Source organism: Streptomyces filamentosus, from assembly GCF_014654895.1.
Classification (GTDB): Bacteria; Actinomycetota; Actinomycetes; order Streptomycetales; family Streptomycetaceae; genus Streptomyces; species Streptomyces filamentosus.
The window spans coordinates 1,328,745-1,354,339 of the sequence record NZ_BNBE01000002.1 but is presented as its reverse complement, the minus strand read 5'-3'; the positions used below and the strand labels follow the sequence as shown (position 1 = coordinate 1,354,339).

Annotated in this window: 23 protein-coding genes; 14 read left to right on the top strand and 9 right to left on the bottom strand. The window is 74.4% G+C overall.

Annotated elements, in window-relative coordinates:
* From IE326_RS24985 to IE326_RS24940, 10 genes are read left to right on the top strand one after another with little or no spacing between them, the layout of a single operon-like run.
* Complete coding sequence (locus IE326_RS24985; protein WP_190043062.1) at window positions 1–1,254, top strand: MCE family protein; 1,254 nt, start codon at window positions 1–3, stop codon at window positions 1,252–1,254.
* Entirely contained in the window at window positions 1,251–2,288 is a 1,038-nt protein-coding gene (locus tag IE326_RS24980) for an MCE family protein (protein ID WP_190043061.1), read from the top strand. The genes IE326_RS24985 and IE326_RS24980 overlap by 4 nt, the downstream gene beginning before the upstream one ends.
* A complete protein-coding gene (locus IE326_RS24975) occupies window positions 2,285–3,334 on the top strand; it encodes an MCE family protein (RefSeq protein ID WP_190043060.1) in 1,050 nt (349 codons plus the stop codon). The genes IE326_RS24980 and IE326_RS24975 overlap by 4 nt, the downstream gene beginning before the upstream one ends.
* The gene (locus tag IE326_RS24970) at window positions 3,331–4,389 is read left to right on the top strand and encodes an MCE family protein (protein WP_190043059.1); all 1,059 of its coding nucleotides are present in this window, start codon (window positions 3,331–3,333) and stop codon (window positions 4,387–4,389) included. Before IE326_RS24975 ends, IE326_RS24970 begins: the two co-directional genes overlap by 4 nt.
* A complete protein-coding gene (locus tag IE326_RS24965; RefSeq protein ID WP_190043058.1) occupies window positions 4,386–5,663 on the top strand; it encodes an MCE family protein in 1,278 nt (425 codons plus the stop codon). The genes IE326_RS24970 and IE326_RS24965 overlap by 4 nt, the downstream gene beginning before the upstream one ends.
* The gene (locus IE326_RS24960) at window positions 5,660–6,931 is read left to right on the top strand and encodes an MCE family protein (protein ID WP_150226961.1); all 1,272 of its coding nucleotides are present in this window, start codon (window positions 5,660–5,662) and stop codon (window positions 6,929–6,931) included. Before IE326_RS24965 ends, IE326_RS24960 begins: the two co-directional genes overlap by 4 nt.
* Complete coding sequence (locus IE326_RS24955; RefSeq protein WP_190043057.1) at window positions 6,928–7,437, top strand: hypothetical protein; 510 nt, start codon at window positions 6,928–6,930, stop codon at window positions 7,435–7,437. Before IE326_RS24960 ends, IE326_RS24955 begins: the two co-directional genes overlap by 4 nt.
* Window positions 7,434–8,090 carry a hypothetical protein gene (locus IE326_RS24950; RefSeq protein WP_229915606.1) on the top strand — a complete coding sequence of 219 codons (657 nt, stop codon included), beginning with the start codon at window positions 7,434–7,436 and terminating at the stop codon, window positions 8,088–8,090. Before IE326_RS24955 ends, IE326_RS24950 begins: the two co-directional genes overlap by 4 nt.
* 26 nt (window positions 8,091–8,116) lie before the next feature.
* Window positions 8,117–8,659 carry an Rv1363c family protein gene (locus tag IE326_RS24945; protein WP_150226958.1) on the top strand — a complete coding sequence of 181 codons (543 nt, stop codon included), beginning with the start codon at window positions 8,117–8,119 and terminating at the stop codon, window positions 8,657–8,659.
* Between the two features lie 48 nt (window positions 8,660–8,707).
* Complete coding sequence (locus tag IE326_RS24940) at window positions 8,708–9,481, top strand: hypothetical protein (protein WP_190043056.1); 774 nt, start codon at window positions 8,708–8,710, stop codon at window positions 9,479–9,481.
* A 3-nt stretch (window positions 9,482–9,484) separates the two neighbouring features.
* Here IE326_RS24940 and IE326_RS24935 read toward each other — a convergent pair whose 3' ends face one another.
* Both IE326_RS24935 and IE326_RS24930 read right to left on the bottom strand, forming a co-directional pair.
* A complete protein-coding gene (locus IE326_RS24935) occupies window positions 9,485–10,276 on the bottom strand; it encodes a putative protein N(5)-glutamine methyltransferase (protein ID WP_190043055.1) in 792 nt (263 codons plus the stop codon).
* Window positions 10,277–10,471: 195 nt separating this feature from the next.
* Window positions 10,472–10,954, bottom strand: a complete 483-nt coding sequence (locus IE326_RS24930; protein WP_190043054.1) for a glutathione peroxidase — start codon at window positions 10,952–10,954, stop codon at window positions 10,472–10,474.
* 38 nt (window positions 10,955–10,992) lie between these two features.
* Between IE326_RS24930 and IE326_RS24925 the strand changes: the two genes are divergently transcribed.
* The gene (locus tag IE326_RS24925; RefSeq protein WP_190043053.1) at window positions 10,993–11,220 is read left to right on the top strand and encodes a DUF6011 domain-containing protein; all 228 of its coding nucleotides are present in this window, start codon (window positions 10,993–10,995) and stop codon (window positions 11,218–11,220) included.
* Here IE326_RS24925 and IE326_RS24920 read toward each other — a convergent pair.
* A complete protein-coding gene (locus IE326_RS24920; RefSeq protein WP_190043052.1) occupies window positions 11,209–11,934 on the bottom strand; it encodes a hypothetical protein in 726 nt (241 codons plus the stop codon). The two genes, IE326_RS24925 and IE326_RS24920, sit on opposite strands and share 12 nt — an antisense overlap.
* 155 nt (window positions 11,935–12,089) lie before the next feature.
* Between IE326_RS24920 and IE326_RS24915 the strand changes: the two genes are divergently transcribed.
* A complete protein-coding gene (locus IE326_RS24915) occupies window positions 12,090–13,160 on the top strand; it encodes an RNA ligase (ATP) (RefSeq protein WP_150226952.1) in 1,071 nt (356 codons plus the stop codon).
* Window positions 13,161–13,172: 12 nt separating this feature from the next.
* Here the strand turns inward: IE326_RS24915 and IE326_RS24910 are convergent, their stop codons facing one another.
* Window positions 13,173–14,036, bottom strand: a complete 864-nt coding sequence (locus IE326_RS24910) for an acyl-CoA thioesterase (RefSeq protein WP_150226951.1) — start codon at window positions 14,034–14,036, stop codon at window positions 13,173–13,175.
* 14 nt (window positions 14,037–14,050) lie between these two features.
* A complete protein-coding gene (locus IE326_RS24905; RefSeq protein WP_190043051.1) occupies window positions 14,051–16,564 on the bottom strand; it encodes a DEAD/DEAH box helicase in 2,514 nt (837 codons plus the stop codon).
* A 132-nt stretch (window positions 16,565–16,696) separates the two neighbouring features.
* On the opposite strand from IE326_RS24905, the gene IE326_RS24900 reads away from it, so the two are divergent.
* Window positions 16,697–17,488: a metal-dependent hydrolase gene (locus IE326_RS24900; RefSeq protein ID WP_150226949.1), complete on the top strand. Its 792-nt coding sequence runs from the start codon at window positions 16,697–16,699 to the stop codon at window positions 17,486–17,488.
* A 134-nt stretch (window positions 17,489–17,622) separates the two neighbouring features.
* Window positions 17,623–18,342, top strand: coding sequence for a S1 family peptidase (locus IE326_RS24895; protein WP_190043050.1), 720 nt, complete (start codon window positions 17,623–17,625; stop codon window positions 18,340–18,342).
* Between the two features lie 66 nt (window positions 18,343–18,408).
* Here IE326_RS24895 and IE326_RS24890 read toward each other — a convergent pair whose 3' ends face one another.
* The 4 genes from IE326_RS24890 to IE326_RS24875 all read right to left on the bottom strand — a co-directional run bounded on the left by IE326_RS24890 (window position 18,409) and on the right by IE326_RS24875 (window position 25,571).
* Window positions 18,409–20,190: an ABC transporter ATP-binding protein gene (locus IE326_RS24890; RefSeq protein WP_190043049.1), complete on the bottom strand. Its 1,782-nt coding sequence runs from the start codon at window positions 20,188–20,190 to the stop codon at window positions 18,409–18,411.
* Window positions 20,187–21,983 (bottom strand): ABC transporter transmembrane domain-containing protein, encoded by a 1,797-nt coding sequence (locus IE326_RS24885; RefSeq protein WP_190043048.1) that lies wholly within the window; start codon window positions 21,981–21,983, stop codon window positions 20,187–20,189. Before IE326_RS24885 ends, IE326_RS24890 begins: the two co-directional genes overlap by 4 nt.
* Window positions 21,984–22,165: 182 nt before the next feature.
* Complete coding sequence (locus tag IE326_RS24880; protein WP_150226945.1) at window positions 22,166–25,090, bottom strand: FAD-binding and (Fe-S)-binding domain-containing protein; 2,925 nt, start codon at window positions 25,088–25,090, stop codon at window positions 22,166–22,168.
* A 34-nt stretch (window positions 25,091–25,124) separates the two neighbouring features.
* The gene (locus tag IE326_RS24875; protein WP_150232477.1) at window positions 25,125–25,571 is read right to left on the bottom strand and encodes a MarR family winged helix-turn-helix transcriptional regulator; all 447 of its coding nucleotides are present in this window, start codon (window positions 25,569–25,571) and stop codon (window positions 25,125–25,127) included.
* Window positions 25,572–25,595: the final 24 nt, after the last annotated feature.

The window sequence follows — 25,595 nt, the reverse complement described above, 5'->3', positions numbered from 1 at the left end:
ATGAACGCTCCACGAGGCCAGACCCTGCGCCGCCGCGGCGCCGGCGTCGTCTTCCTGCTGGTCCCCGCCCTGCTCGCGTGGCTGGCGGTCGCCGTATACGACAAGCGGTTCACCGACTCCGACCCGGTCACCGTCGAGACTGGCAGCGTCGGCAACGAGATGCACCTCGGCGCCGAGGTGAAGCTCCGCGGCGTCGTCGTCGGCGAGGTCCGCGCCATCGACGCCACCGCCACCGGCGCCCGGCTCACCCTCGCCATGCGGCCCGGCGCCCTCGACCACGTCCCCGCCGACGTCCGCGCGCAGATGCTGCCCACCACCCTCTTCGGCGAGCGGTTCGTCGCCCTCGTCCCGCCGGCCGCCCCCTCGGCGCAGCGCCTCGGCCCCGGCGCCGTCATCCCCGAGGACCGCTCCGGCAACGCCGTCGAACTCCAGCAGGTCCTCGACAACGTCCTGCCCCTGCTCACCGCCGTCCAGCCGCAGAAGCTGTCCGCGACCCTGTCCGCCGTCTCCCAGGCCCTCGAAGGCCGCGGCGACAAGCTCGGCGACACCCTCGCCCGGCTCGACGGCCACCTGAAGCGGTTCAACCCCCAACTGCCCGTCCTCAACCGGGACCTCAAGGAACTCGTGAAGGTCAGCCACCTCTACGCCGACGCCGCCCCGGACATCCTCACGGCGCTCACCGACTTCACCACCACCAGCGGCACCCTCGCCGAACAGGAGGCGGCGCTCTCCGGCACCTTCGGCGCCACCACCCGCACCGCCCGGGACCTCACCTCCTTCCTGCGGAAGAACAAGGACACCCTCATCCGGCTCAGCGCCTCCGGCCGGCCCACCCTGGAACTCCTCGCCGAGTACTCCCCGTCCTTCCCCTGCACCCTGCGCACCCTGGCCCAGTTCGTCCCCGCCATGGACAAGGCGCTCGGCAAGGGCACCGACCGGCCCGGACTCCACGTGAACGTCACCAGCGTGCCCTCGCGCGGCGCCTACCTGCCCGGCCGCGACACCCCCCGGTACGGCTCCGGCGGCGGCCCCCGCTGCTACGCGGTGCCGTACCCCGGCGTCCCCGTCCGGCCCGCCGTCCGCGCGGTCGCCGCCGCCGACCAGGACCTCGGCCCCGCCAACTCCCCGCAGGAGAACGACCTCGTCACCGAACTCCTCGCCCCCGCCGCCGGGCAGCGGGCCGGCGACCTGCCGGACTGGAGCAGCATGCTCGCCGGCCCCGCCTTCCGCGGAGCGGAGGTGACCCTCCGATGACGAAGCGCCCCGGCCTCACCGGCACCGTCCTCAAGTCCCTCGTCTTCGTCCTGGTCACGGCGGTGGCCACCGCCGTCCTCGGCATCAGCATCGCCAACACCGGCGTCGGCGCCGACACCCGCTCCTACAAGGCCCTGTTCACCGACGTCACCGGCCTCGTCGCCGGCGACTCCGTGCGCATCGCGGGCGTGAAGGTCGGCGAGGTCACCGACGTGCGCGTCGTCGACCGGCGCACCGCCCAGGTCACCTTCGCCGTCCGCGAGGACCGCACCCTGCCCCGCTCCGCCACCGCCGCCGTGAAGTACCTCAACATGGTCGGCCAGCGGTACGTGTCCCTGGGGCGCGGCACCGGCGACCTGGCGGGCGACCTGACGGAGGGGGAGACCATCCCGCTCGACCGCACCACCCCCGCCCTCGACCTGACCCTGCTCTTCAACGGCTTCAAGCCGCTCTTCGAGGGCCTGTCGCCCGCCGACGTCAACGACCTCGCCGGCTCGCTCGTCCAGGTCCTCCAGGGCGAGAGCGGCACCGTCGACAGCCTCCTGCGGCACATCGGCTCCCTCACGAAGACCGTCGCCGCCAAGGACAAGGTCATCGGGGACGTCGTCACCAACCTCAACACCGTCCTCACCACCCTCAACGACCGCGAGACCGGCTTCGAGGACCTCGTCGTCACCCTCCAGAAACTCGTCACCGGCTTCAACACCGACCGCAAACCCCTCGGCGAGGCCGTCGCGGCCATGGGCGACCTCACCACCACGACCGCCGGCCTCCTCCACGACGGCCGCGCCCCCCTCAAGAAGGACATCGGCGAGCTCGGCCGGCTCTCGGGCACCCTCGGCGACCACACCCCCGAGATCGAGCGCTTCCTCGCCCGCACCCCCGACAAGCTGACGGCCCTCGCCCGCCTCTCCTCCTACGGGTCGTGGCTCAACCTCTACCTCTGCGAGGCGCGCGTGACCGACGTGGGGACCTCCGACGGTTCGAAGCCCCCGACCGGCATCGCCGTGACCGAACCGAGGTGCCGCGGATGAGCCCCTTCCCCCGGATCAGGCCGGTCAAGGAACGCAACCCGATCGCCGTCGCCGTCGTCGGCCTCGTCCTCCTCGGACTGCTGGCCGCCCTCGCGTACAACGTGGACCGGCTCCCCGTCGTCGGCGGCGACACCACCTACAGCGCCGACTTCACGGAGGCCGCCGGGCTCGACGCCGGCGACGAGGTCCGCATCGCGGGCGTCAAGGTCGGCGAGGTCACCGAGGTCTCCCTCGACGGCCCCCGGGTGAAGGTCGCCTTCCGGGCCGGCGACGCCTGGATCGGCGACCGGTCCACCGCCTCCATCGCCATCAAGACCCTCCTCGGCGAGAAGTACCTGGCCGTCGACCCGCTGGGCTCCGCACGACAGGACCCCGGCACCCGCATCCCGCAGTCCAGGACCACCTCCCCGTACGACGTGACGCAGGCGTTCCAGGACCTCGGCGGCACCATCGACGACATCGACACCGCGAAGCTCGCCGAGAGCTTCCGGACGATCTCCGACACCTTCAAGAACTCGCCGCCGCACGTCCGCAGCGCCGCCGACGGCCTGTCCCGCCTGTCCCTGTCGGTCTCCAAGCGCGACGGCGAACTCGCCCGGCTCCTCACGAACAGCGCGAAGTTCACCAAGACCCTCAAGGACCGCAAGTCCAGCTTCGAGATCCTCCTGGAGGACGGCGGCTCCCTCCTCGGGGAGCTTCGGAAGCGCCGCGACGCCGTCCGCGCCCTCCTCAAGGGCAGCAGGGCGCTGAGCACCGAACTCGCCGGCCTCGTCGCCGACAACGAACGGCAGCTCGGGCCCACCCTGAAGGCCCTCGGCCGGGTCACCGAGGTCCTGGAGAAGAACAACGGCCAGCTCGACAAGACGCTCGCGCTCGTCGGCCCCTACTACCGGCTCGTCGGCAACACCCTCGGCAGCGGCCGCTGGTTCGACAGCTACCTGTGCGGCGTCGTGCCCCGGAACTACCTGCCCGAGAACTCCCAGCCCAAGACCGGATGCCGGCCTCCGCAGCAGCAGACCACCGCGAAGGGGAACGGTGCCCCATGACCAGGACCAGAAGACCCCTCGTCGCCGGCCTCGCCCTCGCGGTGCTCGCCGCCTGCGGACTCGTCGCCGTACGGGTCCTCGACGAGGACGGCATCCGCGTCACCGCCTACTTCGACCGGGCGATCGGCATCTACGCCGGATCCGACCTGCGCGTCCTCGGCGTCCGCGTCGGGGAGGTCGAGTCCGTCGAACCGCAGGGCACCCGGGTCCGCGTCGCCCTCCGCCTCGACGAGGGCGTCCGGGTCCCCGCCGACGCGCGGGCCCTCGTCGTCGCCCCCAGCATCGTCGCCGACCGCTACGTCCAGCTCACCCCGGCGTACGACACCGGCCCCGCCCTCGCCGACGGCGCCGAACTGCCCGCCTCCCGCAACCGCACCCCCGTCGAGATCGACCAGCTCTACGCCTCGATCACCGACCTGAGCGAGGCCCTCGGCCCCGACGGCGCCAACTCCGCCGGAGCCCTCTCCGACCTCCTCGACACCGGGGCGCGGAACCTCAAGGGCAACGGCGCCGCCATCGGCACCTCCATCGACCGCTTCGGCAAGGCCGCCAAGACCCTCGACGGCAGCAGCGACGCCCTCTTCACCACCCTCGGACAGCTCCAGACCTTCACCACCATGCTCAAGGAGAAGGACGGCGACGTCCGCACCGCGCAGGAACGCCTCGACGAGGTCGTCGGCTACTTCGCCGAGAACAAGGACGACCTCGCCGGCGCCCTCGAGGAACTCGGCAGGGCCCTCGCCCAGGTGAAGACCTTCATCAAGGACAACCGCGGCGAACTGAAGAAGAACGTCGACCGGCTCGTGCCCCTCACCCAGACCCTCGTCGACCAGAGGGCCTCCCTCACCGAGGCCCTCGACGTCGCCCCGCTCGCCGCCGACAACCTCACCCGCGCCTACGACGAGGACACCCGCACCCTCCACGGCCGCGCCAACCTCAACGAGATCAGCATGGGCGGTCCGCTGCTCCCGCTGCCCGTCACCGGGGACGCCGCGAGCGGCGGAGCCACACCGAGCACCGGACCCTCGACGGCCGGCGGAGAGGAGGAGCGGTGAGACGCCCCCGCCTGCCCTCGGGCAGGAGCATCGGCGCCGGAGCCGCCGGCGCGGCCGTGATCGGCCTCGGCGTGGCCGTCGTCCTCGGCGCGCTCCCCCCGGTCCCGGTCCGCTTCGACGGCATCGAGGACCTCCCGCTGCCCGGCGGCGCCGACCTCGGCTCCCACCCCTACACGGTCACCGCCGAGATCGCCGACGTGCTCAGCCTCGTGCCGCAGTCCGCGGTCAAGGTGGACGACGTCGCCGTCGGCCGGGTCACCGCCATCGACCTGGAACCCGGCACCTGGACCGCCCGCGTCACCCTGGAGATCAACGGCGACGTCCGGCTGCCCGCCGACACCGGCGCCCGCGTCGAACAGTCCAGCCTGCTCGGCGAGAAGTACGTCCAGCTGGTCGCCCCGGCGCCCGCCGGCCCGGCCGTCCGGCAGGCCGCCGCCCGCCGGGACGCCGGCGACCCGCTCGCCGACGGCGACGTCATCCCGCAGGCCCGCACCAGCCGCGACACCGAGGTCGAGGAGGTGTTCGGCGCCCTGTCCCTGCTCCTCAACGGCGGCGGCGTCAACCAGCTCAAGACCATCACCCGGGAACTCAACGCGGCGCTCGGCGGACGCGAACCCGAGGTCCGCTCGATGCTGAAGCGGGTCGACACCCTCGTCACCGACCTGGACGCCCACCGCGGCGACATCACCCGCGCCCTCGACGGCCTCAACCGCCTCTCCGCCACCCTCGCGGGCCGCAAGAAGGACGTGGACACCATCCTCACCGACCTCTCGCCCGGCCTGAAGACGCTGGAGGACCAGCGGGGTTCGCTGATCACCATGCTGCGCGCCCTCGACACCCTGTCCGGCGTCGCCGTCTCCACCGTCGACGCGAGCAAGAAGGACATGGTCGCCGACCTCAAGGCCCTCGCGCCGACCCTGACCGCCCTCGCCGACGCGGGCGCCGACCTGCCCGCCTCGCTCCAGGTCCTGCTGACGTACCCCTTCACCGACGAGGTGATGAAGGGCATCAAGGGCGACTACCTCAACACCTACCTGTCCATGGCGGCCCTCCCCGGCACCGACGTGACCCCGCCGATCGTCCCCCGGCCCGCCTCCACCCCCACCCCCGCCCCCGCGCCGACCCCGGCACCGACGGACCCGGAGGCCCCCGCGAGGCAGCGGGCCGGCGCCGCCCGGGGCACGGAGACGACCCTCCCCCTGCCCCCGGTCCGGACGGCGACCCCGCCCGGACCGGCCACCACCCCGCCGAAGGACGGAGGCGAGCACCGGTGATCACCCGCACCGTACGGCTGAAGAACCTCGCGTTCCTCGTCATCGCCGTCACCGTCCTCGGCTTCGTCGGCGTCCGCTACGCCGACCTCGGCCGCCACGTCGGCATCGCCGACCACTACACCGTCCGCGTCCACCTCGCCCGCACGGGCGGCCTGTTCCCCCACTCCGACGTCACCTACCGGGGCGTCTCCGTGGGCCGCGTCGGCGCCATCGACCTCACCGCCGACGGCGTCGTCGCCGAACTGCGCATCAAGAAGTCGGCCCCGCGGATCCCCGCCGACGCGCGGGCCGTGGTGGCCGGGCTCTCCGCCGTCGGCGAGCAGTACATCGACCTGCGGCCCCAGAGCGACGGAGCGCCGTTCCTCGCGGACGGCGCCCGCGTCGAGCAGTCCGACACCGAGGTCCCCGCCCCGGTCACGGACGTCCTCAGCAGCATGGACGAGCTGACCCGCTCGGTGCCCCTGGACTCCCTGCGCACGGTCGTCGACGAACTCGGCAAGGCCTTCGAGGGACACGGCGACGACCTCCAGGTCCTCCTCGACAGCGGCAGCGCCTTCGTCGAGGCCGCCGACACCTCCCTGCCGGCCACCACCCGCCTCATCCGGGACGGCGAGGTCGTCCTGCGCACCCAGGCCGAGGAGAGCCGCGCCATCCGGGGCTTCGCCACCGGCGCCCGCGAGCTCGCCGCCGCCCTCAAGGGCTCCGACGCCGACCTCCGCCGCCTCCTCGCCGTCACGCCCGACGCGGCGGGCCAGGTCAGCGGCCTCCTCGACGACCTCGACCCGAGCCTCGGCGTCGTCCTCGCCAACCTCCTCACCACCTCCGACATCGCCCTCACCCGGCAGCGGGGCATCGAGGAACTGCTCGTGAAGTACCCGGCGGCCGTCTCGGCCGGCGCCAGCGCCGTCGACGACGGACACCTCAACGCCGGCCTGGCCGTCACCTTCTTCAAACCGCTGCCCTGCACCTCCGGCTACGGCGGTACGCGCTACCGCAACGGCCTCGACCTCGGCACCGCGCCCGCCCTCAACACCGGGGCCGCCTGCACCGCCCCCGCCGGATCCGGCACCAACGTCCGCGGCTCCGCCCACGCCCCCCGGGGCGACGCGGCGCGCACCCCGGCCCGCCCCGGCACCCTGCTCCCGCGCGGCGAGCGCGAGGCGTTCGACCCGGCGGGGCTCCCCGGCCCCCTCGCGCTGCCCGGCGAGGACGACGGCCCGACGGACATGGCGGGGCTCCTCGGCCTGAAGAGCGGGGGCACCCGATGAGGCGGGGCCGGCTCCTCGCCGCCGGGGCCCTCGCCGTCGCCCTGGGGTTCTGCGGCACCGGCGCCTGGACCTACGCGCAGGCCCGCACCGACCAGGAACTCGCCTTCGGCCGCGCACGGGACACCGCGCTCGCCGAGGGCCGGCGCCACCTCGCCGTCCTGAACACCCTCGACGCCTCCACCCGCGAGCGCGCCGAGGCGGGCGTCCGGTCCTGGCGCGACGCCGCCACCGGCCCGCTCCGCACCGAACTGGCCCGCACCGAACCGGCGGTGGGCGCCTCGGCCCGCGGCACGGTCACCGAGGCCGCGCTCACCTCGCTCGACGAGCGGGCCGGTACGGCGAAGCTCATCGCGACCGTACGCGTCGACGTCACCCCCCGGGGAGGCGTCGCCGCGACCAGCGACCGCAAGCGCCTGGAGGCCGTCCTGGCCCGCACCGGCGAGAACACCTGGAAGGTGGCGGCGCTCAGCGCGGTGCCCGTCGCGGGAGCCGAGGAGAACGAATGACCCGACTGCTGAAGACCGGAACCGAAGCCGAAGCCGAAGCCGACATCGACGCCGACGCCGAACTCGAACCCGACGGGAGGACCGGGGCGGAGCCGGAGACCGGGACCGGGACCGAGACCGGGGCCGAGGAGGCCGACGGCGCCCGCCGTCCCTCCGCCGCCCGCCGCAAGGCCGTCGTCGCCGTCCTCGTCACCGCGTTGCTCCTCGCCGGCGGCGGGTTCTTCTACGGCGCCCACCAGCTCCGCTCGACCCCCTCGGCGCGCAACCACGCCCTCACCGACACCGCCGCCACCACCCGCGTCGGCGGTGACGTCGGCGAGGGCCTGGCCCGGATCTTCTCGTACACGCCCACCGGCCCCGACGCCGCCGAACGCGCCGCCGGGACGGTCCTGGGCGGCCGCGCCGCCCGCCAGTACGCGGACCTGTTCGCCCAGGTCCGGGCGAGTCTGGTCGAGCAGCACATCACCCTCTCCACCCAGGCCGTCCGCACCGGCGTGATCGAGCTCGACAAGGACCGTGCGGTCCTGCTCGTCTTCCTCGACCAGGTCTCGCGGCGCGGCAAGGGCGCCGCCGCCTCCGCGGCGGCCCAGCTCACCGTCACCGCGCAGTTCCAGGGCGACCGGTGGCTGATCGTCGACATCAAGGCCCGCTGAGCATGCGCGGGAGACGGGAGCACCCCATGGCACGCGCGGTCCGCACTCCGGCCGGTCTCCGGCCGGTCCTGGCGGTGGCCCTCGTGTTCACCCTCGTCGCGGCCGGCTTCGCGGTCTGGACGGGCCGGGACTGGTACGCGGCGGCCCACGACGACTCCGCCGGGTACGCCGAGCAGCGCGACCGGGCGCTCGCGGCGGGGGAGCAGGCCGTGCAGAACCTCAACACGCTCGACCACCGGCGGGTGGAGCAGGGGCTCGACCTGTGGGAGTCCTCCACCACCGGCGAGCTGCACGACCAGCTGGTGGAGGGCCGCGAGGAGTTCGCGACCCAGGTGAAGGGCGCGAAGACGGTGACCACGGCCCGGGTGCTGTCCGGCGCGGTCACGGAGCTGGACGACCGGGCGGGGCGGGCCCGGCTGCTCGTCGCGCTGCGGATCACCGTCACGACGCCCGACAGCAGGAGCACCGACAAGGACAGCCGCATGCTGGGCGAGCTCACCCGCACCGACGGGCAGTGGAAGCTCAGCGGTCTGGGGCAGGCCCCCGTGGGCGGCACGGCGGCCGGCTGACCGGAGCCGTACCGCGAGAGCCGCCCGCACCCGAAAGGACACCGCACCATGTCGACGACCACCCGCCACCACCTCAACCGCCAGCGCCGCCGCCAGGCCCGGGGCCGGACCCCCGCTACGCCCGGGGAGGCCGGGCCCGCGCCCCGGCAGGAACGGCGACCGGCGGCGAAGCCCGTACGAGAAGACCGGGAGGACCGGGAAGAGCGGGAGGAACGGGAGGAACGGGCGGCGGGGGAGGCCCCGGCGGCGCGCGGGGCGCGGCGGCCCCGGGTCCCCCTCCTCGCCGTCCTGTGCGCGCTGACGCTGCTGCTCGGAGGGTTCGCCGGGTGGGCGGCCCACCGGGCGGGGGAGCTGCGCGACGATCCCGCGCGGGCCAACACGGCCCTCACCGACCTGGCCCGCACCAGCGAGGTCAAGGCGCGGACGGCGACGGCGGTCGCCGCGCTCTTCTCCTACGACCACACCGACCCGGGCGCCTTCGAGCGGGCCGGGAAGACCCTCCTCACGGGCAAGGCCGTCGAGCAGCACCGCGCGCTGTTCGCGGGGGTGCTCGCGGGGGCGGCCGCGCAGAAGCCGGTGATCACGACGACGGTCACCGACAGCGCGGTCGAGCGGATCGACGGCGACCGCGCCCGGGTCCTGGTCTACGCCGACCAGACCAGCGTGAGCACCGCGGGCCCGGCCGCCGCCGGCAAGAAGCCCGCGAAGGGCAAGGCCCCGGCGCGGGACCAGGGCGTCTACGCGGGCGCGATGTTCGCCGTGGACGTGGTGCGCCGGGGCGACGTCTGGCTCGTCGAGGGCATCGACACCTTCGGCCGCTGACCGTCAGCCGGTCCGGGTGGCGACGAGGACGGTCGCGTACCGCTCCTCGCAGGTGAGGACCTCCGGCGCGAGGCCGTGGGCGGCGACGGCCCCGGCCGCCGCCGGGATCTGCCGCTCGCTCGTCTCGAAGAGCAGCCGGCCGCCCGGGGCGAGCCACTCCGGCGCCTCGGCGGCCACCCGGCGCAGCACGCCCAGGCCGTCCGGGCCGCCGTCGAGCGCGACCAGCGGTTCGTGTTCGCGGGCCTCGGGCGGCAGCAGGCCGACCTCGTCGGTGGGGACGTACGGCACGTTGGCGATCAGCACCTCGACCCGGCCGCGCAGCTCGCCGGGGAGGGGCGCGAACAGGTCGCCGCCGTGGACGAGGCCGCCGCGCGGCTCGATGTTGCGGCGCGCGCACGCCACGGCCGCCGGCTCGATGTCGGCGGCGTGCACCCGGGCGCCGGGCACGGCGGCGAGGAGCACCGCCCCCGCCGCGCCGGAGCCGCAGCACAGGTCGACGCAGAGCGCCCCGGCCGGGGCCAGGGCCACGGCCCGCTCGACGAGGAACTCGGTGCGCCGCCGGGGCACGAACACGCCGGGGTCCACGGCGATCCGCAGCCCGCCGAACTCGGCCCAGCCGACGACGTGTTCCAGGGGGAGACCGGAGGCGCGCCGGTCGACCAGGACGTCGAGCCCGGCTGGGTCGTCGGCGGCGGAGAAGAGGAGTTCCGCCTCGTCCTCGGCGAACACGCAGCCGGCGGCGCGGAGCCGGGAGACGGTGGTGTCACGGAGGGGGGCGGAGGGGTTCAGCGGCATGGGAGAGACCTTTCGGGAAGCCGTGGGGAGCTCCCCGGTCCACTACGACCGGGCCGCCGGAGCGGCCGCCGAGCGGGAGCGTCCTGCCTGTACGGTGCGGATCGGACCCACCTCCTTCGGTCGCCGTGTGCGAAACGCGATGATCATACCCCGGGCCGGTCCGGGGGCTCCCGCACCGGCCCGGGGCGCTCCGGCTCAGACGAGGAGCGCCTCGATCGCGGCGACGACCTCGGCGGCCTCCGGCTCGGTGCGCGGACGGAAGCGGGTGACGGTGCCGTCGGCGGAGATCAGGAACTTCTCGAAGTTCCACTGCACGTCACCGGCCTCGCCCTCGGCGTCCGCGACCCGCGTCAGCTCCGCGTACAGCGGGTGGCGGCCGTCGCCGTTGACCTCGGTCTTCTCCAGGAGCGGGAAGGTGACCCCGTACGTGGTCGAGCAGAAGCTCCGGATCTCCTCCGCCGACCCCGGCTCCTGCCCGAGGAACTGGTTGCAGGGCACGCCGACGACGGTGAGGCCGCGCTCGCCGTACGTCTTCTGGAGCCGCTCCAGGCCCTCGTACTGCGGGGTGAGGCCGCACTTGGAGGCGACGTTCACGACCAGCACGGCCTTGTCCCGGTAGTCGGCCAGGGAGACCGGGTCGCCGGCCAGGTTCTTCAGCGGGATGTCGTACAGACTCATGGGGGAGCTCCTCGTCGAGACTAGGGTGAGATGACAACATGAGTGACGAACCACTGGCAATCGCCATCGATTCCGCCCCCGGCGCGTCGCGGCGGCTCGTCCGCTGCCGACTGTGCGGACGCCCCCTGACCGGCGCGGACTCCCGCCGCACCGGCCTCGGCCCCACCTGTGACGCCAAGCTCCACCCGCCGGCCCCCGACATCCGCACCCGCCGCCACGAGGTCGAGCAGGACGCCCTGCCGGGCCTGGAGCCGTCAGCCGGCTGAGGCGGTCAGCTCCTCGTACGCCGCCCACCGCTCCTCCTCGCCGAGCGCCAGCAGCGCCACCTTCCGGGCGAGCAGCGGATCGGGGTGACCGGCGAGCCGGGCCGGGGCGTGCGCGAGGAGCCACTGCTGGAGTTCGGCCAGGTGCGACCGCTCCGCCGGCCAGCCGATGACGTGATCCCCGAGCAGGTCGTCGATCCAGCCGGCCGTGAAGTCCGCCAGGTGCCGGTCCTCGGCGCCGCCCCGGGGTGCGGCGGCCCACGCGTCGAGCAGCGGGGCGACCTCCTGGCGGAAGTCCACGGACAGCCGCCACACCGCGTCCACGCCGGGCGACGGCGCCGGATCGGCGAGCGTCTCCCGCCACCACACGTCGAGGAAGCCCCCGATCGCGTCCGCCTGCCCGGCCGGCCACTCCCGCCAGGCGACCCGGCCGAGCGCGGAGGGCAGGACGCCCATCCCGTCGATCCGTCCGGCCGCGACGCGGGCGAACACCTCCGGCAGCAGACGCCGGACCACCGCCGGATGGTCGGGGAAGTGGCCGGGCACCTCGTGGAGGAACGAGCCCAGCAGGTCGTCCCCCAGCGGCGCGTCCGGCACCGCGAGCAGCGCCAGGTGCTCCTCCCCGTAGCAGTGCCCGCACCCGTCGGCGGGGGCGGTCGTGCCGCCGAAGGCGGCGTCGACGCGGTGCAGGGCGGCGGTCAGCGCGGGAGAGGCCACGGCGTGGTCCTGACGGGACTCCGTCCGGGGCGGCGCCCGGCGAAGATCGCGACGATACCAGCCGGCAAAAGCGTTGGTCAGGGATTTCACGGCCCGTCAGGGTGGGCCGTGATGAGAGCGAAACCCGAGCCAGCCGAGCGACCGGAGTCCTGACCATGTCCACCCTGCGCGTCACCGCCGAAGTCCTCACCGTCCATCCCCACCCGAACGCCGACGCCCTCGAACTGGCGCAGGTCGGCCTCTACCGGGCCGTCGTCGCCAAGGGCGCCTACCGGACCGGTGACACCGCCGTCTACATCCCGGAGCAGGCCGTGCTGCCCGCCGCGCTCGTCGCCGAGCTGGGGCTGACCGGGCGGCTCGCGGGGAAGGCGTCGGACCGGGTGAAGGCGGTGCGGCTGCGCGGGGAGCTGTCGCAGGGGATCGTCTGCCGGCCGGGCGCGCTCGCCGGGACCGACCTCGACCGGGCCGCCGCCGAGGGCACCGACTTCGCGGAGGCGCTCGGCATCACCAAGTGGGTGCCGCCGGTCCCGCCCACCATGAGCGGGGACGTGGAGGCGGCGCCCGAGCTGCTGCCCTGGGTCGACATCGAGAACCTGCACCGCTACCCGGACGTCTTCGAGCCCGGCGAGCCGGTCGTCCTCACCGAGAAGGTCCACGGCACGGCCTGCCTGCTCACCCACGTCGCCGACGGCGGCCGGACGCACGTGTCCTCCAAGGGCTTCGGCGCCAAGGGCCTCGCCCTCAAGGAGGACCCGCGCAACCTGTACTGGCGGGCCGTCCACGCCCACGGGCTGCCCGCCGTCGCCGCGCGGCTCGCCGCTCGCCTCGGCGCGACCCGGGTCGGCCTCTTCGGCGAGGTGTACGGCTCCGGCGTCCAGGACCTGGCGTACGGCGCGGACGCCCGCCGCGAGGCGATCGGCTACGCGCTGTTCGACGTCTCCGCCGAGATCGGCGGAGAGGTCCGCTGGCTCGATCCGGCGGCCGTCCTCGACCCGGACGAGGTCCCCCTCGTACCGCGCCTGTACGAGGGTCCCTACGACCTCGGCACCGTCCTCGCCCACGCGAGCGGCGCCGAGACCGTCTCCGGGCGCTCCGCCCACCTCCGGGAGGGCGTCGTCGTCCGCCCGGCCGTGGAGCGGTACAGCCCGGTCACCGGCGGCCGGGCCGTCGCCAAGGCGGTCAGCCCGGCCTACCTCACCCGCAAGGGCGGCACCGAGTACGAGTGACCCGGGCGGCCGTCACAACTTCCTGAACAGGCCCTCCTGGACCACCGAGACGAGCATCCGGCCCTCCCGGTCGTAGATCCGGCCCCGGGCCAGTCCCCGGCCGCCGGCCGCGACCGGGGACTCCTGCTCGTACAGGAACCACTCGTCGGCCCGGAACGGTCGGTGGAACCACATCGCGTGGTCCAGCGAGGCCATGTCGAAGGAGCGCGGGCCCCACAGCGGTTCGACGGGGATCCGCACCGCGTCCAGGAGGGTCATGTCGGAGGCGTAGGTCACCGCGCAGGTGTGCACCAGCGGGTCGTCGCCCAGCGGCCCGACCGCCCGCATCCACACCGCGCTGCGCGGGTCGGCGTCCTTCACCTCCTCCTTCGTCCACCGCAGCCGGTCGACGTAGCGGATGTCGAAGGGCATCCGCCGCGCCATCCGCTCCATCGGCTCCGGAAGCCCGCCGAGGTGGTCGCGGACCTCGTCCGCCAGCTTCGGCAGGCTCTCCGGGTCCACCAGGTGCCTCGGCGGCAGCTGGTGCGCGAAGGCGCCCTCCTCCGGCAGGTGGAAGGAGGCCGTCAGATTGAAGATCGTCCGCCCCTCCTGGACCGCCGTGACCCGGCGGGTCGTGAACGTCCGGCCGTCCCGGACCCGCTCCACCTGGTAGACGATCGGCACGCCCGGCCGGCCGGGCCGCAGGAAGTAGGCGTGCAGCGAGTGCACCGGCCGGTCCGCGTCCACGGTCCGCCCGGCCGCCACCAGGGCCTGCCCGGCGACCTGCCCGCCGAAGACCCGCTGGAGCGACTCCTGCGGGCTGCGGCCCCGGAAGATGTTCACCTCGATCCGCTCCAGGTCGAGCAGGTCGACGAGCCTCTCGGCGGGATTCGTCACGACTGAACTCTCCTCTACAGCTGTCCGACCGACGTCACGCGGACGACCGCCCGCCCCTCCTCGTCGGAGGCGGCGAGATCCACCTCCGCGCCGATGCCCCAGTCATGGTCGCCGTTGGGGTCGGCGAAGGTCTGCCGGACGCGCCACAGGCCGTGCGCCGCGTCCTCCTCGATCGCGAGGAGCTTCGGGCCGCGCGCGTCCGGCCCGGTGCCCAGGTCGTCGTACTCGTCCCAGTACGCGTCCATCGCCTCGCCCCACGCGTCCGCGTCCCAGCCGGACTCGGCGTCCATCTCGCCCAGCTCCCCGACCTTGTCGAGCGCCGCGAGCTCCACCCGGCGGAACATCGCGTTGCGCACCAGGACCCGGAAGGCGCGGGCGTTCGCCGTGACCGGCTTGACCTGGTCGGCCTTCTCCTGCGCCTCCTCCGCCGTCTGGACCTCCGGATTGGCCAGCTGCTCCCACTCGTCCAGCAGCGAGGAGTCCACCTGGCGCACCATCTCGCCCAGCCAGGCGATCAGGTCCTCCAGGTCGTCCGTCTTCAGGTCGTCCGGGATGGTGTGGTCGAGCGCCTTGTACGCGCTCGCCAGGTACCGCAGCACGATGCCCTCGGTGCGCGCCAGCTCGTAGTGGGAGGTGAACTCCGTGAAGGTCATGGCCCGTTCGTACATGTCACGGATGACCGACTTCGGGGACACCGGGTGGTCGCCGACCCACGGGTGCGACTTCCGGTACACGTTGTACGCGTGCCAGAGCAGCTCCTCCAGCGGCTTCGGGTACGAGACGTCCTGGAGCCGCTCCATCCGCTCCTCGTACTCCACGCCGTCCGCCTTCATCTGCCCGACGGCCTCCCCGCGCGCCTTGTTCTGCATGGCGGCGAGGATCTGGCGCGGGTCGTCCAGCGTCGACTCGACGACGGAGACCATGTCCAGGGCGTACGAGGGGGATTCCGGGTCGAGCAGGTCGAAGGCGGCCAGCGCGAACGTCGACAGCGGCTGGTTCAGCGCGAAGTCCTGCTGGAGGTCGACGGTCAGCCGGATCGTGCGGCCCTCCGCGTCCGGGGTGTCCAGCTGCTCCACCACGCCGCCGTCGAGCAGCGAGCGGTAGATCGCGATGGCCCGCCGGATGTGCCGCAGCTGCGCCTTGCGCGGCTCGTGGTTGTCCTCCAGGAGCTTGCGCATCGCCTCGAAGGCGTTCCCGGGACGGGCGATCACCGACAGCAGCATGATGTTGGTGACCTTGAAGCGGGAGGTCAGCGGCTCCGGCTCGGCGGTCTGGAGCCGCTCGAAGGTGGTGTCGCTCCAGGCGACGAAGCCCTCGGGGGCCTTCTTGCGGACCACCTTGCGGCGCTTCTTCGGGTCGTCGCCCGCCTTCGCGAGCGCCTTCTCGTTCTCGATGACGTGCTCGGGCGCCTGCGCCACCACGAAGCCGGCGGTGTCGAAGCCGGCCCGGCCCGCCCGGCCCGCGATCTGGTGGAACTCGCGGGCCCGCAGCGTCCGCACCCGGTTGCCGTCGTACTTCGTCAGCGCCGTGAACAGCACCGTGCGGATGGGCACGTTCACACCCACGCCGAGGGTGTCGGTGCCGCAGATCACCTTCAGCAGGCCCGCCTGGGCCAGCTTCTCCACGAGGCGCCGGTACTTCGGCAGCATGCCCGCGTGGTGCACGCCGATGCCGTGCCGCACGTAACGGGAGAGGTTCTGGCCGAACTTGGTGGTGAAGCGGAAGTTGCCGATCAGCTCGGCGATCCGGTCCTTCTCCTCGCGCGTGCACATGTTGATGCTCATCAGCGACTGCGCCCGCTCGACGGCCTGCGCCTGCGTGAAGTGCACGATGTAGACCGGCGCCTGCTTGGTCTCCAGGAGCTCGGTCAGGGTGTCGGTGATGGGCGTCAGCCGGTACTCGTAGGAGAGCGGCACCGGCCGGGTCGCCGAACGGACCACCGAGGTGGGCCGACCGGTGCGCCGGGTGAGGTCCTTCTCGAACATCGACACGTCGCCGAGCGTCGCCGACATCAGGACGAACTGCGCCTGGGGGAGTTCGAGCAGCGGGATCTGCCAGGCCCACCCCCGGTCCGCCTCGGCGTAGAAGTGGAACTCGTCCATGACGACCTGGCCGATGTCGGCGTCCTTGCCGTCGCGCAGCGCGATCGAGGCCAGCACCTCGGCCGTACAGCAGATGACGGGCGCGTCCGCGTTCACGGAGGCGTCGCCGGTCAGCATGCCGACGTTCTCGGTGCCGAAGAGCTTGCACAGGTCGAAGAACTTCTCCGACACCAGCGCCTTGATCGGCGCCGTGTAGAAGGTGACCTGGTCGTTGGCGAGCGCGGTGAAGTGCGCCCCGGCCGCCACCAGCGACTTCCCGGACCCCGTGGGGGTCGACAGGATGACGTTCGCCCCCGAGACCACCTCGATCAGCGCCTCCTCCTGCGCCGGGTAGAGCGTGATGCCGCGCTCCTCGGCCCAGGCGGAGAAGGCCTCGAAGAGGGCGTCGGGGTCGGCGGTCGGCGGCAGCTGATCGATAAGGGTCACGCTCCCATCTTGCCTGCATTCCGCCCGGATGAGGGAACCGGCCGTCGAACGGGATGATCACGCCCGATAGGCTGCTCCGTCGACCGGCCGTCAACACGGCGCCGGCAGGGGAGAAACGGGGCGACACCGACCATGATGGGACCGGCGCACTCGCTGTCCGGCGCGGCGGCCTGGCTCGGCGTGGGAGCGGCCGCCGCCGCCTCCGACCACCCGATGCCCTGGCCGGTGCTCCTCGTGGGGGCCCTGCTGTGCGCGGGCGCCGCCCTCGCCCCCGACCTGGACCACAGGTCGGCGACCATCTCGCGCGCCTTCGGCCCCGTCTCCCGGGGCCTGTGCGAGATCGTCGACAAGCTCTCGTACGCCGTCTACAAGGCGACCCGCAGCCCCCAGGACCCGCGCCGCTCCGGCGGCCACCGCACCCTCACCCACACCTGGCTGTGGGCCGTCCTCATCGGCGGCGGCTGCTCGGTCGCCGCCGTCACCGGCGGCCGCTGGGCCGTCCTCGCGATCCTCTTCGTCCACCTCGTCCTCGCCGTCGAGGGCCTGCTGTGGCGGGCCGCCCGGATGTCCAGCGACGTCCTGGTGTGGCTGCTGGGCGCGACCAGCGCCTGGATCCTCGCGGGCGTCCTCGACCAGCCGGGCAACGGCTCCGACTGGCTCTTCACCGGCCCCGGCCAGGAGTACCTGTGGCTGGGCCTGCCGATCGTCCTCGGCGCCCTCGTCCACGACGTCGGCGACGCGCTCACCGTCTCCGGCTGCCCGATCCTGTGGCCGATCCCCATCGGCCGCAAGCGCTGGTACCCGATCGGCCCGCCCAGGGGGATGCGCTTCCGGGCCGGCAGCTGGGTCGAGCTGAAGGTCCTCATGCCGGCCTTCATGGTCCTCGGCGGGGTGGGCGGCGCCTCGGCGCTCGGCTTCCTCTGACACGGGCCGGCGCGCGGGTATAACGCGGCGTTATGGCCGAACGGGATTACCCCCGGCCCCCGCGCGTGACGACCCTGGTTCCACCCACTCCCCCCACGGGCGGCGCTTCCGCGCGCCGTCGGAGACGAGGAACCTTGCGCACGCACCGCGTATGGGCGTCGGCCGCCACCGCCGCGCTCTCCCTGCTCGCCCTCTTCGCACCCACCGCCACCGCTTCGGAGCAGGCGCCCGCCCGCACCGCCGCCGTCCAGCCCATCATCGGCGGAGGCTACGCCCAGAGCGGCCCCTGGGCTGCCCGGCTCTTCTCCAACGGCAGGGAGACCTGTACGGCCACGATCATCGCCCCCACCTGGATCCTGACGGCCAAGCACTGCGTCACCGGGGGCGGCCTCTCCTTCCGGATCGGCAGCCTGGACCAGCACAGCGGCGGCACCGTCGCCAACGGCGTCCAGACCTACACCCACAGCTCCGACCTCGCGCTGGTCCGCCTGGACCGCTCCGTTAGCGCGACCTACGCCCGCCTCGGCCAGCCCGGCCCCGTGACCGTCGGACAGAACGTCCAGGTCTACGGCTGGGGCGCCACCTCCCAGTGCGGCTCCGAGGCCACCTGCCAGTCCCGCTACCTGAAGGTCGCCAACGTGACGGTCACCAGCGGCTGCCGCGACGCGTACGGCGGCTCGGCGATCTGCGCCCGCCGCGGCGACGGCATCACCGCGGGCGGGGACTCCGGCGGCCCGATGATGGCGAACGGCGTCCAGGTCGGCGTCGCCTCCACCAGCGACCGCCAGACGACCACCGCGTACACCAACGTGACGGCCTACCGGTCCTGGATCCAGTCGATCGCGGGCGTCTGACCTCCGCCCGGGGGGCGTGACCCGCGCGCCGACGCGCGGGTCACGCCGCTCGGCTCCCGGCCCGGCTCAGCCGTGCCAGGACCGCCACAGCGCCGCGTACGCGCCGCCCGCCGCGACCAGGTCGTCGTGACGGCCCAGCTCGCTGATCCGGCCGTCCTCGACGACCGCGATCAGGTCGGCGTCGTGGGCGGTGTGCAGCCGGTGGGCGATCGCCACGACCGTCCGCCCGTCCAGGACCCGCCCGAGCGAGCGCTCCAGATGACGGGCCGCGCGCGGGTCGAGCAGCGAGGTCGCCTCGTCGAGGACCAGCGTGTGCGGATCGGCCAGGACCAGCCGGGCCAGCGCGACCTGCTGCGCCTGCGCCGGGGTCAGCGTCCGGCCGCCCGAGCCGACCTCGGTGTCCAGGCCCGCGTCGAGGCCCCGCGCCCAGCCCTCCGCGTCCACCGCCGCCAGCGCCGTCCACAGCTCCGGGTCCCCGGCCCCGGGCCGGGCCAGCAGCAGGTTGTCCCGGAGCGTGCCGACGAAGACGTGGTGCTCCTGGTTGACGAGCGCCACGTGCTCGCGGACCCGCTCGGCCGGCATCCGGGCCAGCTCGGCCCCGCCCAGCGTGACCGCCCCGGAGCGCGGACCGTAGATGCCCGCGAGGAGCCGGCCCAGCGTCGACTTGCCGGCCCCGGACGGGCCGACCAGCGCGAGCCGGGTGCCCGGCGCCACCGCCAGGGACACCCCGTGCAGCACGTCCACGCCCTCCCGGTAGCCGAAGCGCACGTCGTCCGCCGCGACCGACCGGCCCGCGGGCCGCACCGACGCGTCGCCCGGCTCCGGCTCGATGTCCCGCACCCCCACCAGCCGGGCCAGCGACACCTGCGCCACCTGGAGCTCGTCGTACCAGCGCAGCACGATCCCGATCGGGTCCACCAGCATCTGCGCGAGCAGCGCGCCGGTGGTCAGCTGCCCGACGTCCATCCAGCCGCGGAGGACGCAGAAGCCGCCGATGGCGAGGACCCCGCACAGCACCGCCGTGTGGGTCAGGTTGACGATCGGGAAGAGCACGGCCCGCAGGAAGAGGGTGTACCGCTCCCACCGCGTCCACTCCTGGATCCGCCGGTCCGAGAGCGCCACCCGGCGCGCGCCGAGGCGGTGCGCCTCGACGGTGCGGCCCGCGTCGACGGTCTCGGCGAGCGCGGCCGCGACCGCCGCGTACCCGGCGGCCTCGGAGCGGTACGCGGCGGGCGCCCGCCTGAAGTACCAGCGGCAGCCCGCGATCAGCAGCGGCGCGGCGATCACCACGGCGAGCGCGAGCGGCGGGGCCGTGAGGGCGAGTCCGCCGACCAGCAGCCCCGCCCACACCACGCCGATGACGAGCTGCGGCACGGCCTCCCGCATGGCGTTGGCCAGCCGGTCGACGTCGGTGGTGATGCGGGACAGCAGGTCGCCGGTGCCGGCCCGCTCCAGGACGCCCGGCGGCAGGCCGACGGCGCGGACCAGGAAGTCCTCCCGGAGGTCGGCGAGCATCTCCTCGCCGAGCATCGCCCCGCGCAGCCGGACGAGGCGCACGAAGAAGGTCTGCACCGCGAGCGCGACCGCGAACAGCGCGACCGCCTCGCCGAGCCGGAGCTCCCGGGCCCCGGCGGCCAGCCGGTCCACCACCTGCCCGAGGACGTACGGCCCCACCATGGACGCGGTGACCGCGACCGCGTTCACGCCGACGAGCAGCGCGAAGGCCCCGCGGTGCCGGCGCAGCAGCTCGCGGACGTAGGCCCGGACGGTCGCGCCGGCGGCGACGGGCAGGGTGGTGGCGGTCGTGGGGGCCGCCGGGTCGTACGCGGGCGGCGCCAGGCCGATCATGCGGTCTCCCCTTCCAGGGCTTCGGTTCCGGCCGTCACGGCGGCCGGTTCGTCGTCGGTCTCCCGGGTGACGACCGCCCGGTAGCGGGGTTCGCCGGCCAGCAGCTCCCGGTGGGTGCCGTGGGCGACGGCCCGGCCCTCGTGGACCAGGACCACCCGGTCCGCCAGGTCCAGGAGCAGCGGCGACGAGGCCAGCACCACGGTGGTGGCGCCCGCGCGGAGCTTGCGGACGCCGGCCGCCACCCGGGACTCGGTGTGCGAGTCGACCGCAGAGGTCGGCTCGTCGAGGACGAGCACCTCCGGGTCGGTCACCAGGGACCGGGCGAGGGCGAGGCGCTGGCGCTGGCCGCCGGAGAGCGAGCGGCCCCGCTCGGTGATCCGGGTCCGCATCGGGTCGCCGTCGCCGTCCACGGACGCCTGGGCGAGCGCGTCGAGGACGTCGCCGCACTGGGCGGCGGAGAGCGCGTCCTCCGGGCGGACCGCACCGGACGCGGGCACGTCGAGCAGTTCGCGGAGGGTGCCGGACAGCAGCACCGGCTCCTTGTCCTGGACGAGGACGGCGGTCCTGGCCGCGTCCAGCGACAGCTCGTCGAGGGGCACCCCGCCGAGGCGCACGGACACGTGGTCGTCGCCGGGCTCGGCCGGGTGCCCGCCGAGCCGGTCCGCGAGCCGGCCGGCCGCGTCCGGGTCGCCGCACACCACGGCGGTGAGCAGCCCGGCGGGGGCGATGAGGCCGGTCAGCGGGTCGTACAGGTCGCCGGACGCCTTCCGGTCGCCGGCGTCCGCGGCCGGTCCGGTGACCCGGGCCAGGGCCAGGACCCGGGCCGCGCGCCTCGCGGACGGCCGGGAGAAGGCGTACGCCATGGCGATCTCTTCCACGTTCCGCAGGGGGTGATGGGTGAGGGCGACCGCGCCGTAGACGGTGACCAGCGCGCCGACCGTGATCCGCCCGTCGAGCACCAGACCCGCCCCGTACGCCACCACGGCGATGAGCAGCAGGCCGGGCAGCAGCACCTGGACGGCGGCGATCAGCGCCCACATGCGGGCGCTGCGCACGGCGGCCCTGCGGACCTCCTGGGAGGCGGCCCGGTAGCGGCCGAGGAACAGCTCCTCGCCGCCGATGCCGCGCAGCACGCGCAGTCCGGCGACCGTGTCGGAGGCGAGTTCGGTGGCCTTGCCGGCCTTCTCGCGCTGCGTGTCGGCCCGGCGGGTCGCCCGGGGCAGCAGCGGCAGCGCGGCGAGGGCGAGGGCGGGGACGCCGACGGCGACGACGACGCCGAGGGCCGGTTCGTACACGACGAGGCCGACGCAGACGGCCAGGAGGGTGAGGACGGCGGCGGCGAAGCGGGAGAACGCCTCCACGAACCAGCCGATCTTCTCGACGTCGCCGGTGGACACGGCGACGACCTCGCCGGCCGCGACCCGCCGGGTCAGCAGCGAGCCGAGCTCGGCGGTCCGCCGGGCCAGGAGCTGCTGGACCCGCGCGGCGGCGGTGATCCAGTTGGTGACGGCGGTGCGGTGCAGCATCGTGTCGCCGACGGCGATGCCGCAGCCGAGCGCCGCGACCACCCCGCAGCCGAGCGCGAGTCCGCCGCCGTCGCGGTCCACGACGGCCTGCACGGCGAGGCCGACGCCGACGGGGAGTCCCGCGATGGACAACTGGAGCAGCAGTCCCCACAGCAGTGACCGCACCTGCCCGCCGAGCTGCATCCGTCCGAGCCAGACCAGGAACCGGGTGCCCGAGCGGACGTCGGGCACCCCCGGGTCTGCGTAGGGGAGTTGACTGATCTGCATGACGTCCCCAGGGGTGCTCGGGGGCGGACGGGGGTGGGGCCGGGCACGCGGGCGTGCGTCGGCGGAGGTCCCTCGTGGGACCCCGGGGCGGGGGCCCCGGTGCCCGGGACCCCCGCCAGGTTCGCCCTCCGTCCGGGCCGGAGGCAACGGATTTTCCGGCCGTCGCCCCGGCCGCCCCGCCGTCAGGGGCGGGTCGCCCGCTCCAGCGCGAGCAGCGCCGACCGGTAACCACGGCCGGTGGCGCGGTCCATGCCGATCTCGCACATCCGGTTGGCGGAGAGGTGCGCGTCGAAGGGACGGGCGGTGACCTCGGCGGCCTCGCGGGCCGTCGCCGAGGCCGTCAGCTCCGGGTGGAGCATGCCCCGGTCGCCGGCGAAGGCGCAGCAGCCGGCGTCGGCCGGCACGACGACCTCCTCGGCGCAGAACTCCGCGACGGCGGTGAGGTGGCCGGTGTCGCCGAGGTGCCGCATGGAGCAGGTGGGGTGCACCACCGCCGAGCCCTCCTTCCGGCGGGCCTCCAGGCGGGGGAGGAGCGTGTCGGCCGCCCACACCAGGGAGTCCAGCACGGTCAGTTCGGCGTGGAGGGCGCGGTTGTCCTCGGTGAGGTACGGCACGACCTCCTGCGCGATGCCGAGGGTGCACGAGGAGGCGTCCACGACCAGCGGGAGCCGGCCGCCGGCGGTCCAGCCCCAGGCGGCCTCGACGATCCGGTTGGCCATCAGCTCGTTGCCCTCCGCGTACCCCTTGGAGTGCCAGATGGTGGCGCAGCAGGTGCCGGCCACGTCGTCGGGGATCCACACGGGCCGCCCGGCCCGCGCGGAGACGGCGACGACGGCCTGCGGGAGGGAGGGGCCCGGCGTCCCGTCGGGATTGCCGAAGATGCGGTTGACGCACGCCGGGTAGTAGACGGCGACGGCCGCCGGGCGGTGGGTGCGGGGCAGCCGCCGGGGTGCCGCGCCGGGGATCTCGGGCAGCCACTCCGGGACGAGGTCGGGCCGGACGGCCTTGCGGGCGAGGCCGGTGGCCCGCTCCAGGAAGCCGTCGCCCAGCTTGTCGGCGACGCCCACGGCGAGCCGCGCCGACGCCTCCACGGTCCGGAAGTGCCGTGCGGCGAGGGCGGCGGTCCGCTCCTCGCGCGGGGAGTGCCGCCGGTGCCGGAAGTCCTTCATCAGCGCGCCGGTGTCGATGCCGACGGGGCAGGCCAGCTTGCAGGTGGAGTCGCCCGCGCAGGTGTCGACGGCGTCGTAGCCGTACGCCTCCAGGAGCCGCAGCTCGACGGGGGAGCCGTCGGCCTGCCGCAGCATCTCCCGGCGCAGCACGATCCGCTGGCGCGGGGTGGTCGTCAGGTCGTGGCTGGGGCAGGTCGGTTCGCAGAAGCCGCACTCGATGCACGGGTCGGCGATCCGCTCCACGGACGGGATGGTCTTCAGTCCCCGCAGGTGGGCCTGGGGATCGCGGTCGAGGACGATCCGGGGGGCGAGGATCCCGTCGGGGTCGACGAGCTCCTTGGTCCGCCACATCAGCTCGGTCGCCTTCGGCCCCCACTCCAGCTCCAGGAAGGGGGCGATGTTGCGGCCGGTGGCGTGCTCGGCCTTCAGGGAGCCGTCGAAGCGTTCGACGGTGAGCTTGCAGAAGTCGTCCATGAAGGCGGCGTAGCGCCCCACGTCGGAGGGGTCGGCGGCGTCGAAGGCGAGCAGGAAGTGCAGGTTGCCGTGGGCGGCGTGGCCGGCGACGGCCGCGTCGAAGCCGTGCCGGGCCTGGAGGTCGAGGAGTTCGGCGCAGGCCTCGGCGAGCCGGGACGGGGGGACCGCGAAGTCCTCCGTGATCAGGGTCGTGCCGGAGGGGCGGGAGCCGCCGACGGCCGTCACGAACGCCTTGCGGGCCTTCCAGTAGCCGGCGACGGTGCCCGCGTCGCGGGTGAAGGCGTTGGCGACGGAGGGCACCGGGGCGACCAGGTCGAGCCCGGCGAGGACCGCGCCCGCCGCCGCCTCGTACCCGGCCAGGGCCGCCTCGTCGGGGGCCCGGAACTCGACGAGCAGCGCCGTGGTGTCCCGGGGCAGCTCCGCCCAGTCGGCGGGGACGCCGGGGACGCTCACCGAGGCCCGCAGCGTGTTGCCGTCCATGAGCTCGACGGCGAGCGCCCCGGCCTCGTTGAAGCGGGGCACGGCCGCGGCGGCGGCGGGCAGGCCGGGGAAGAAGAGCAGGGCGGTGGAGACCAGCCGGTCGAGGGGGAGGGTGTCGAGGACGACCTCGGAGATGAAGCCGAGGGTGCCCTGGGAGCCGACCATCAGGCCGCGCAGGATCTCCACCGGGGTGGCGCCGTCGAGGAAGGCGTCGAGGCGGTAGCCGTTGGTGTTCTTGATCTCGTACTTGGCCCGGATGCGGGCCGTGAGTCCGGCGTCGGCCTCGATCTCGGCCTTGAGCGCGAGGAGCCCCGCGCACAGCCGGGGCTCGGCCCGCGCGAGCTCGGCGTCGGCCTCCGGGTCGGCGGTGTCGACGACGGTCCCGCTCGGCAGGACGAAGGTGAGCGAGGAGAGGGTCCGGTAGGAGTTCCGGGTGGTGCCGGCGGTCATGCCGGAGGCGTTGTTGGCGACGACCCCGCCGAGGGTGCAGGCGACCGCGCTGGCCGGGTCGGGGCCGAGGACGCGGCCGTACGGGGCGAGGGCGGCGTTGGCGCGGACGACGGTGGTGCCGGGGCGGACGCGGGCCCGCGCGCCGTCGTCCAGGACCTCCACGCCCACCCAGTGGCGGCGGACGTCCACGAGGATGTCCTCGCCCTGCGCCTGGCCGTTGAGGCTGGTCCCGGCGGCCCGGAAGACCACCTCGCGGCCCTTGCCGTGGGCGTAGGACAGCACGGCGGAGACGTCGTCGACGTCCTCGGCGACCACGACCACCTGCGGCAGGAAGCGGTAGGGGCTGGCGTCGGAGGCGTACCGCACCAGGTCGGAGATGCCGGAGAGCACCTTCTCCGGTCCGATCAGCGCCGCAAGCTCCTCCCGCAGTCGCCGGGGGGTGCCCCGCGCCTGGAGGTCCGGGACCCGGTCCGGGGCCGGGGTCCGCTTCCGGCCCGGACGGAGGGACCGCGGGTTCGGTTCCAGCAGCGGCATGGCACGGCTCCCCTCGGCGCGGGCGCCGGCGGCGTCAGCAGCCGCTCTCCGGGGCGGGCCCGGCCAGGGCGGTCAGCAGGCCCCCGAGCACCTCGCGCTGTTCGACGGTCAATGGAGCCAGGATGTCCTCTGCGGCCGCCCGGCGCGCGCTGCGCAGCTCCCGCAGCGTGGCGCGGCCCTCGTCGGTGAGCTCGATCCGGATGACCCGGCGGTTGGCCGGATCGGGCACCCGGCGCACCCGCCCGGCGGCCTCCAGGCCGTCGACGAGGCTGGTCACCGCGCGCGGGACGACCTCCAGGCGGGCGGCGAGGTCGGCCATCCGGGGCGGGGCGTCGCCGTAGTGCGCGACCACGCGCAGCAGCCGGGACTGGGCCGGGGTGATGCCGACCGGCTCCAGGTGGCGCTTCTGGATGCGGTGGAGCCGGCGGGTGAGCCGGAGCAGCTGTTCGGCGAGGAGCCCGTCGGGGTCGGGGGTGCTCACGGCGGGGGAGTTCATGCGGGAACA

Bases quoted from the DNA above. Each gene is read 5' to 3' on its own strand.
- IE326_RS24915 (WP_150226952.1), top strand. From the start codon at position 12,090: ATGTCCACCCTGCGCGTCACCGCCGAAGTCCTCACCGTCCATCCCCAC.
- IE326_RS24930 (WP_190043054.1), bottom strand. From the start codon at position 10,954: ATGAGTCTGTACGACATCCCGCTGAAGAACCTGGCCGGCGACCCGGTC.
- IE326_RS24970 (WP_190043059.1), top strand. From the start codon at position 3,331: ATGACCAGGACCAGAAGACCCCTCGTCGCCGGCCTCGCCCTCGCGGTG.
- IE326_RS24985 (WP_190043062.1), top strand. From the start codon at position 1: ATGAACGCTCCACGAGGCCAGACCCTGCGCCGCCGCGGCGCCGGCGTC.
- IE326_RS24935 (WP_190043055.1), bottom strand. From the start codon at position 10,276: ATGCCGCTGAACCCCTCCGCCCCCCTCCGTGACACCACCGTCTCCCGG.
- IE326_RS24900 (WP_150226949.1), top strand. From the start codon at position 16,697: ATGATGGGACCGGCGCACTCGCTGTCCGGCGCGGCGGCCTGGCTCGGC.
- IE326_RS24945 (WP_150226958.1), top strand. From the start codon at position 8,117: ATGGCACGCGCGGTCCGCACTCCGGCCGGTCTCCGGCCGGTCCTGGCG.
- IE326_RS24880 (WP_150226945.1), bottom strand. From the start codon at position 25,090: ATGCCGCTGCTGGAACCGAACCCGCGGTCCCTCCGTCCGGGCCGGAAG.
- IE326_RS24890 (WP_190043049.1), bottom strand. From the start codon at position 20,190: ATGATCGGCCTGGCGCCGCCCGCGTACGACCCGGCGGCCCCCACGACC.
- IE326_RS24940 (WP_190043056.1), top strand. From the start codon at position 8,708: ATGTCGACGACCACCCGCCACCACCTCAACCGCCAGCGCCGCCGCCAG.
- IE326_RS24925 (WP_190043053.1), top strand. From the start codon at position 10,993: ATGAGTGACGAACCACTGGCAATCGCCATCGATTCCGCCCCCGGCGCG.
- IE326_RS24955 (WP_190043057.1), top strand. From the start codon at position 6,928: ATGAGGCGGGGCCGGCTCCTCGCCGCCGGGGCCCTCGCCGTCGCCCTG.
- IE326_RS24975 (WP_190043060.1), top strand. From the start codon at position 2,285: ATGAGCCCCTTCCCCCGGATCAGGCCGGTCAAGGAACGCAACCCGATC.
- IE326_RS24950 (WP_229915606.1), top strand. From the start codon at position 7,434: ATGACCCGACTGCTGAAGACCGGAACCGAAGCCGAAGCCGAAGCCGAC.
- IE326_RS24885 (WP_190043048.1), bottom strand. From the start codon at position 21,983: ATGCAGATCAGTCAACTCCCCTACGCAGACCCGGGGGTGCCCGACGTC.
- IE326_RS24980 (WP_190043061.1), top strand. From the start codon at position 1,251: ATGACGAAGCGCCCCGGCCTCACCGGCACCGTCCTCAAGTCCCTCGTC.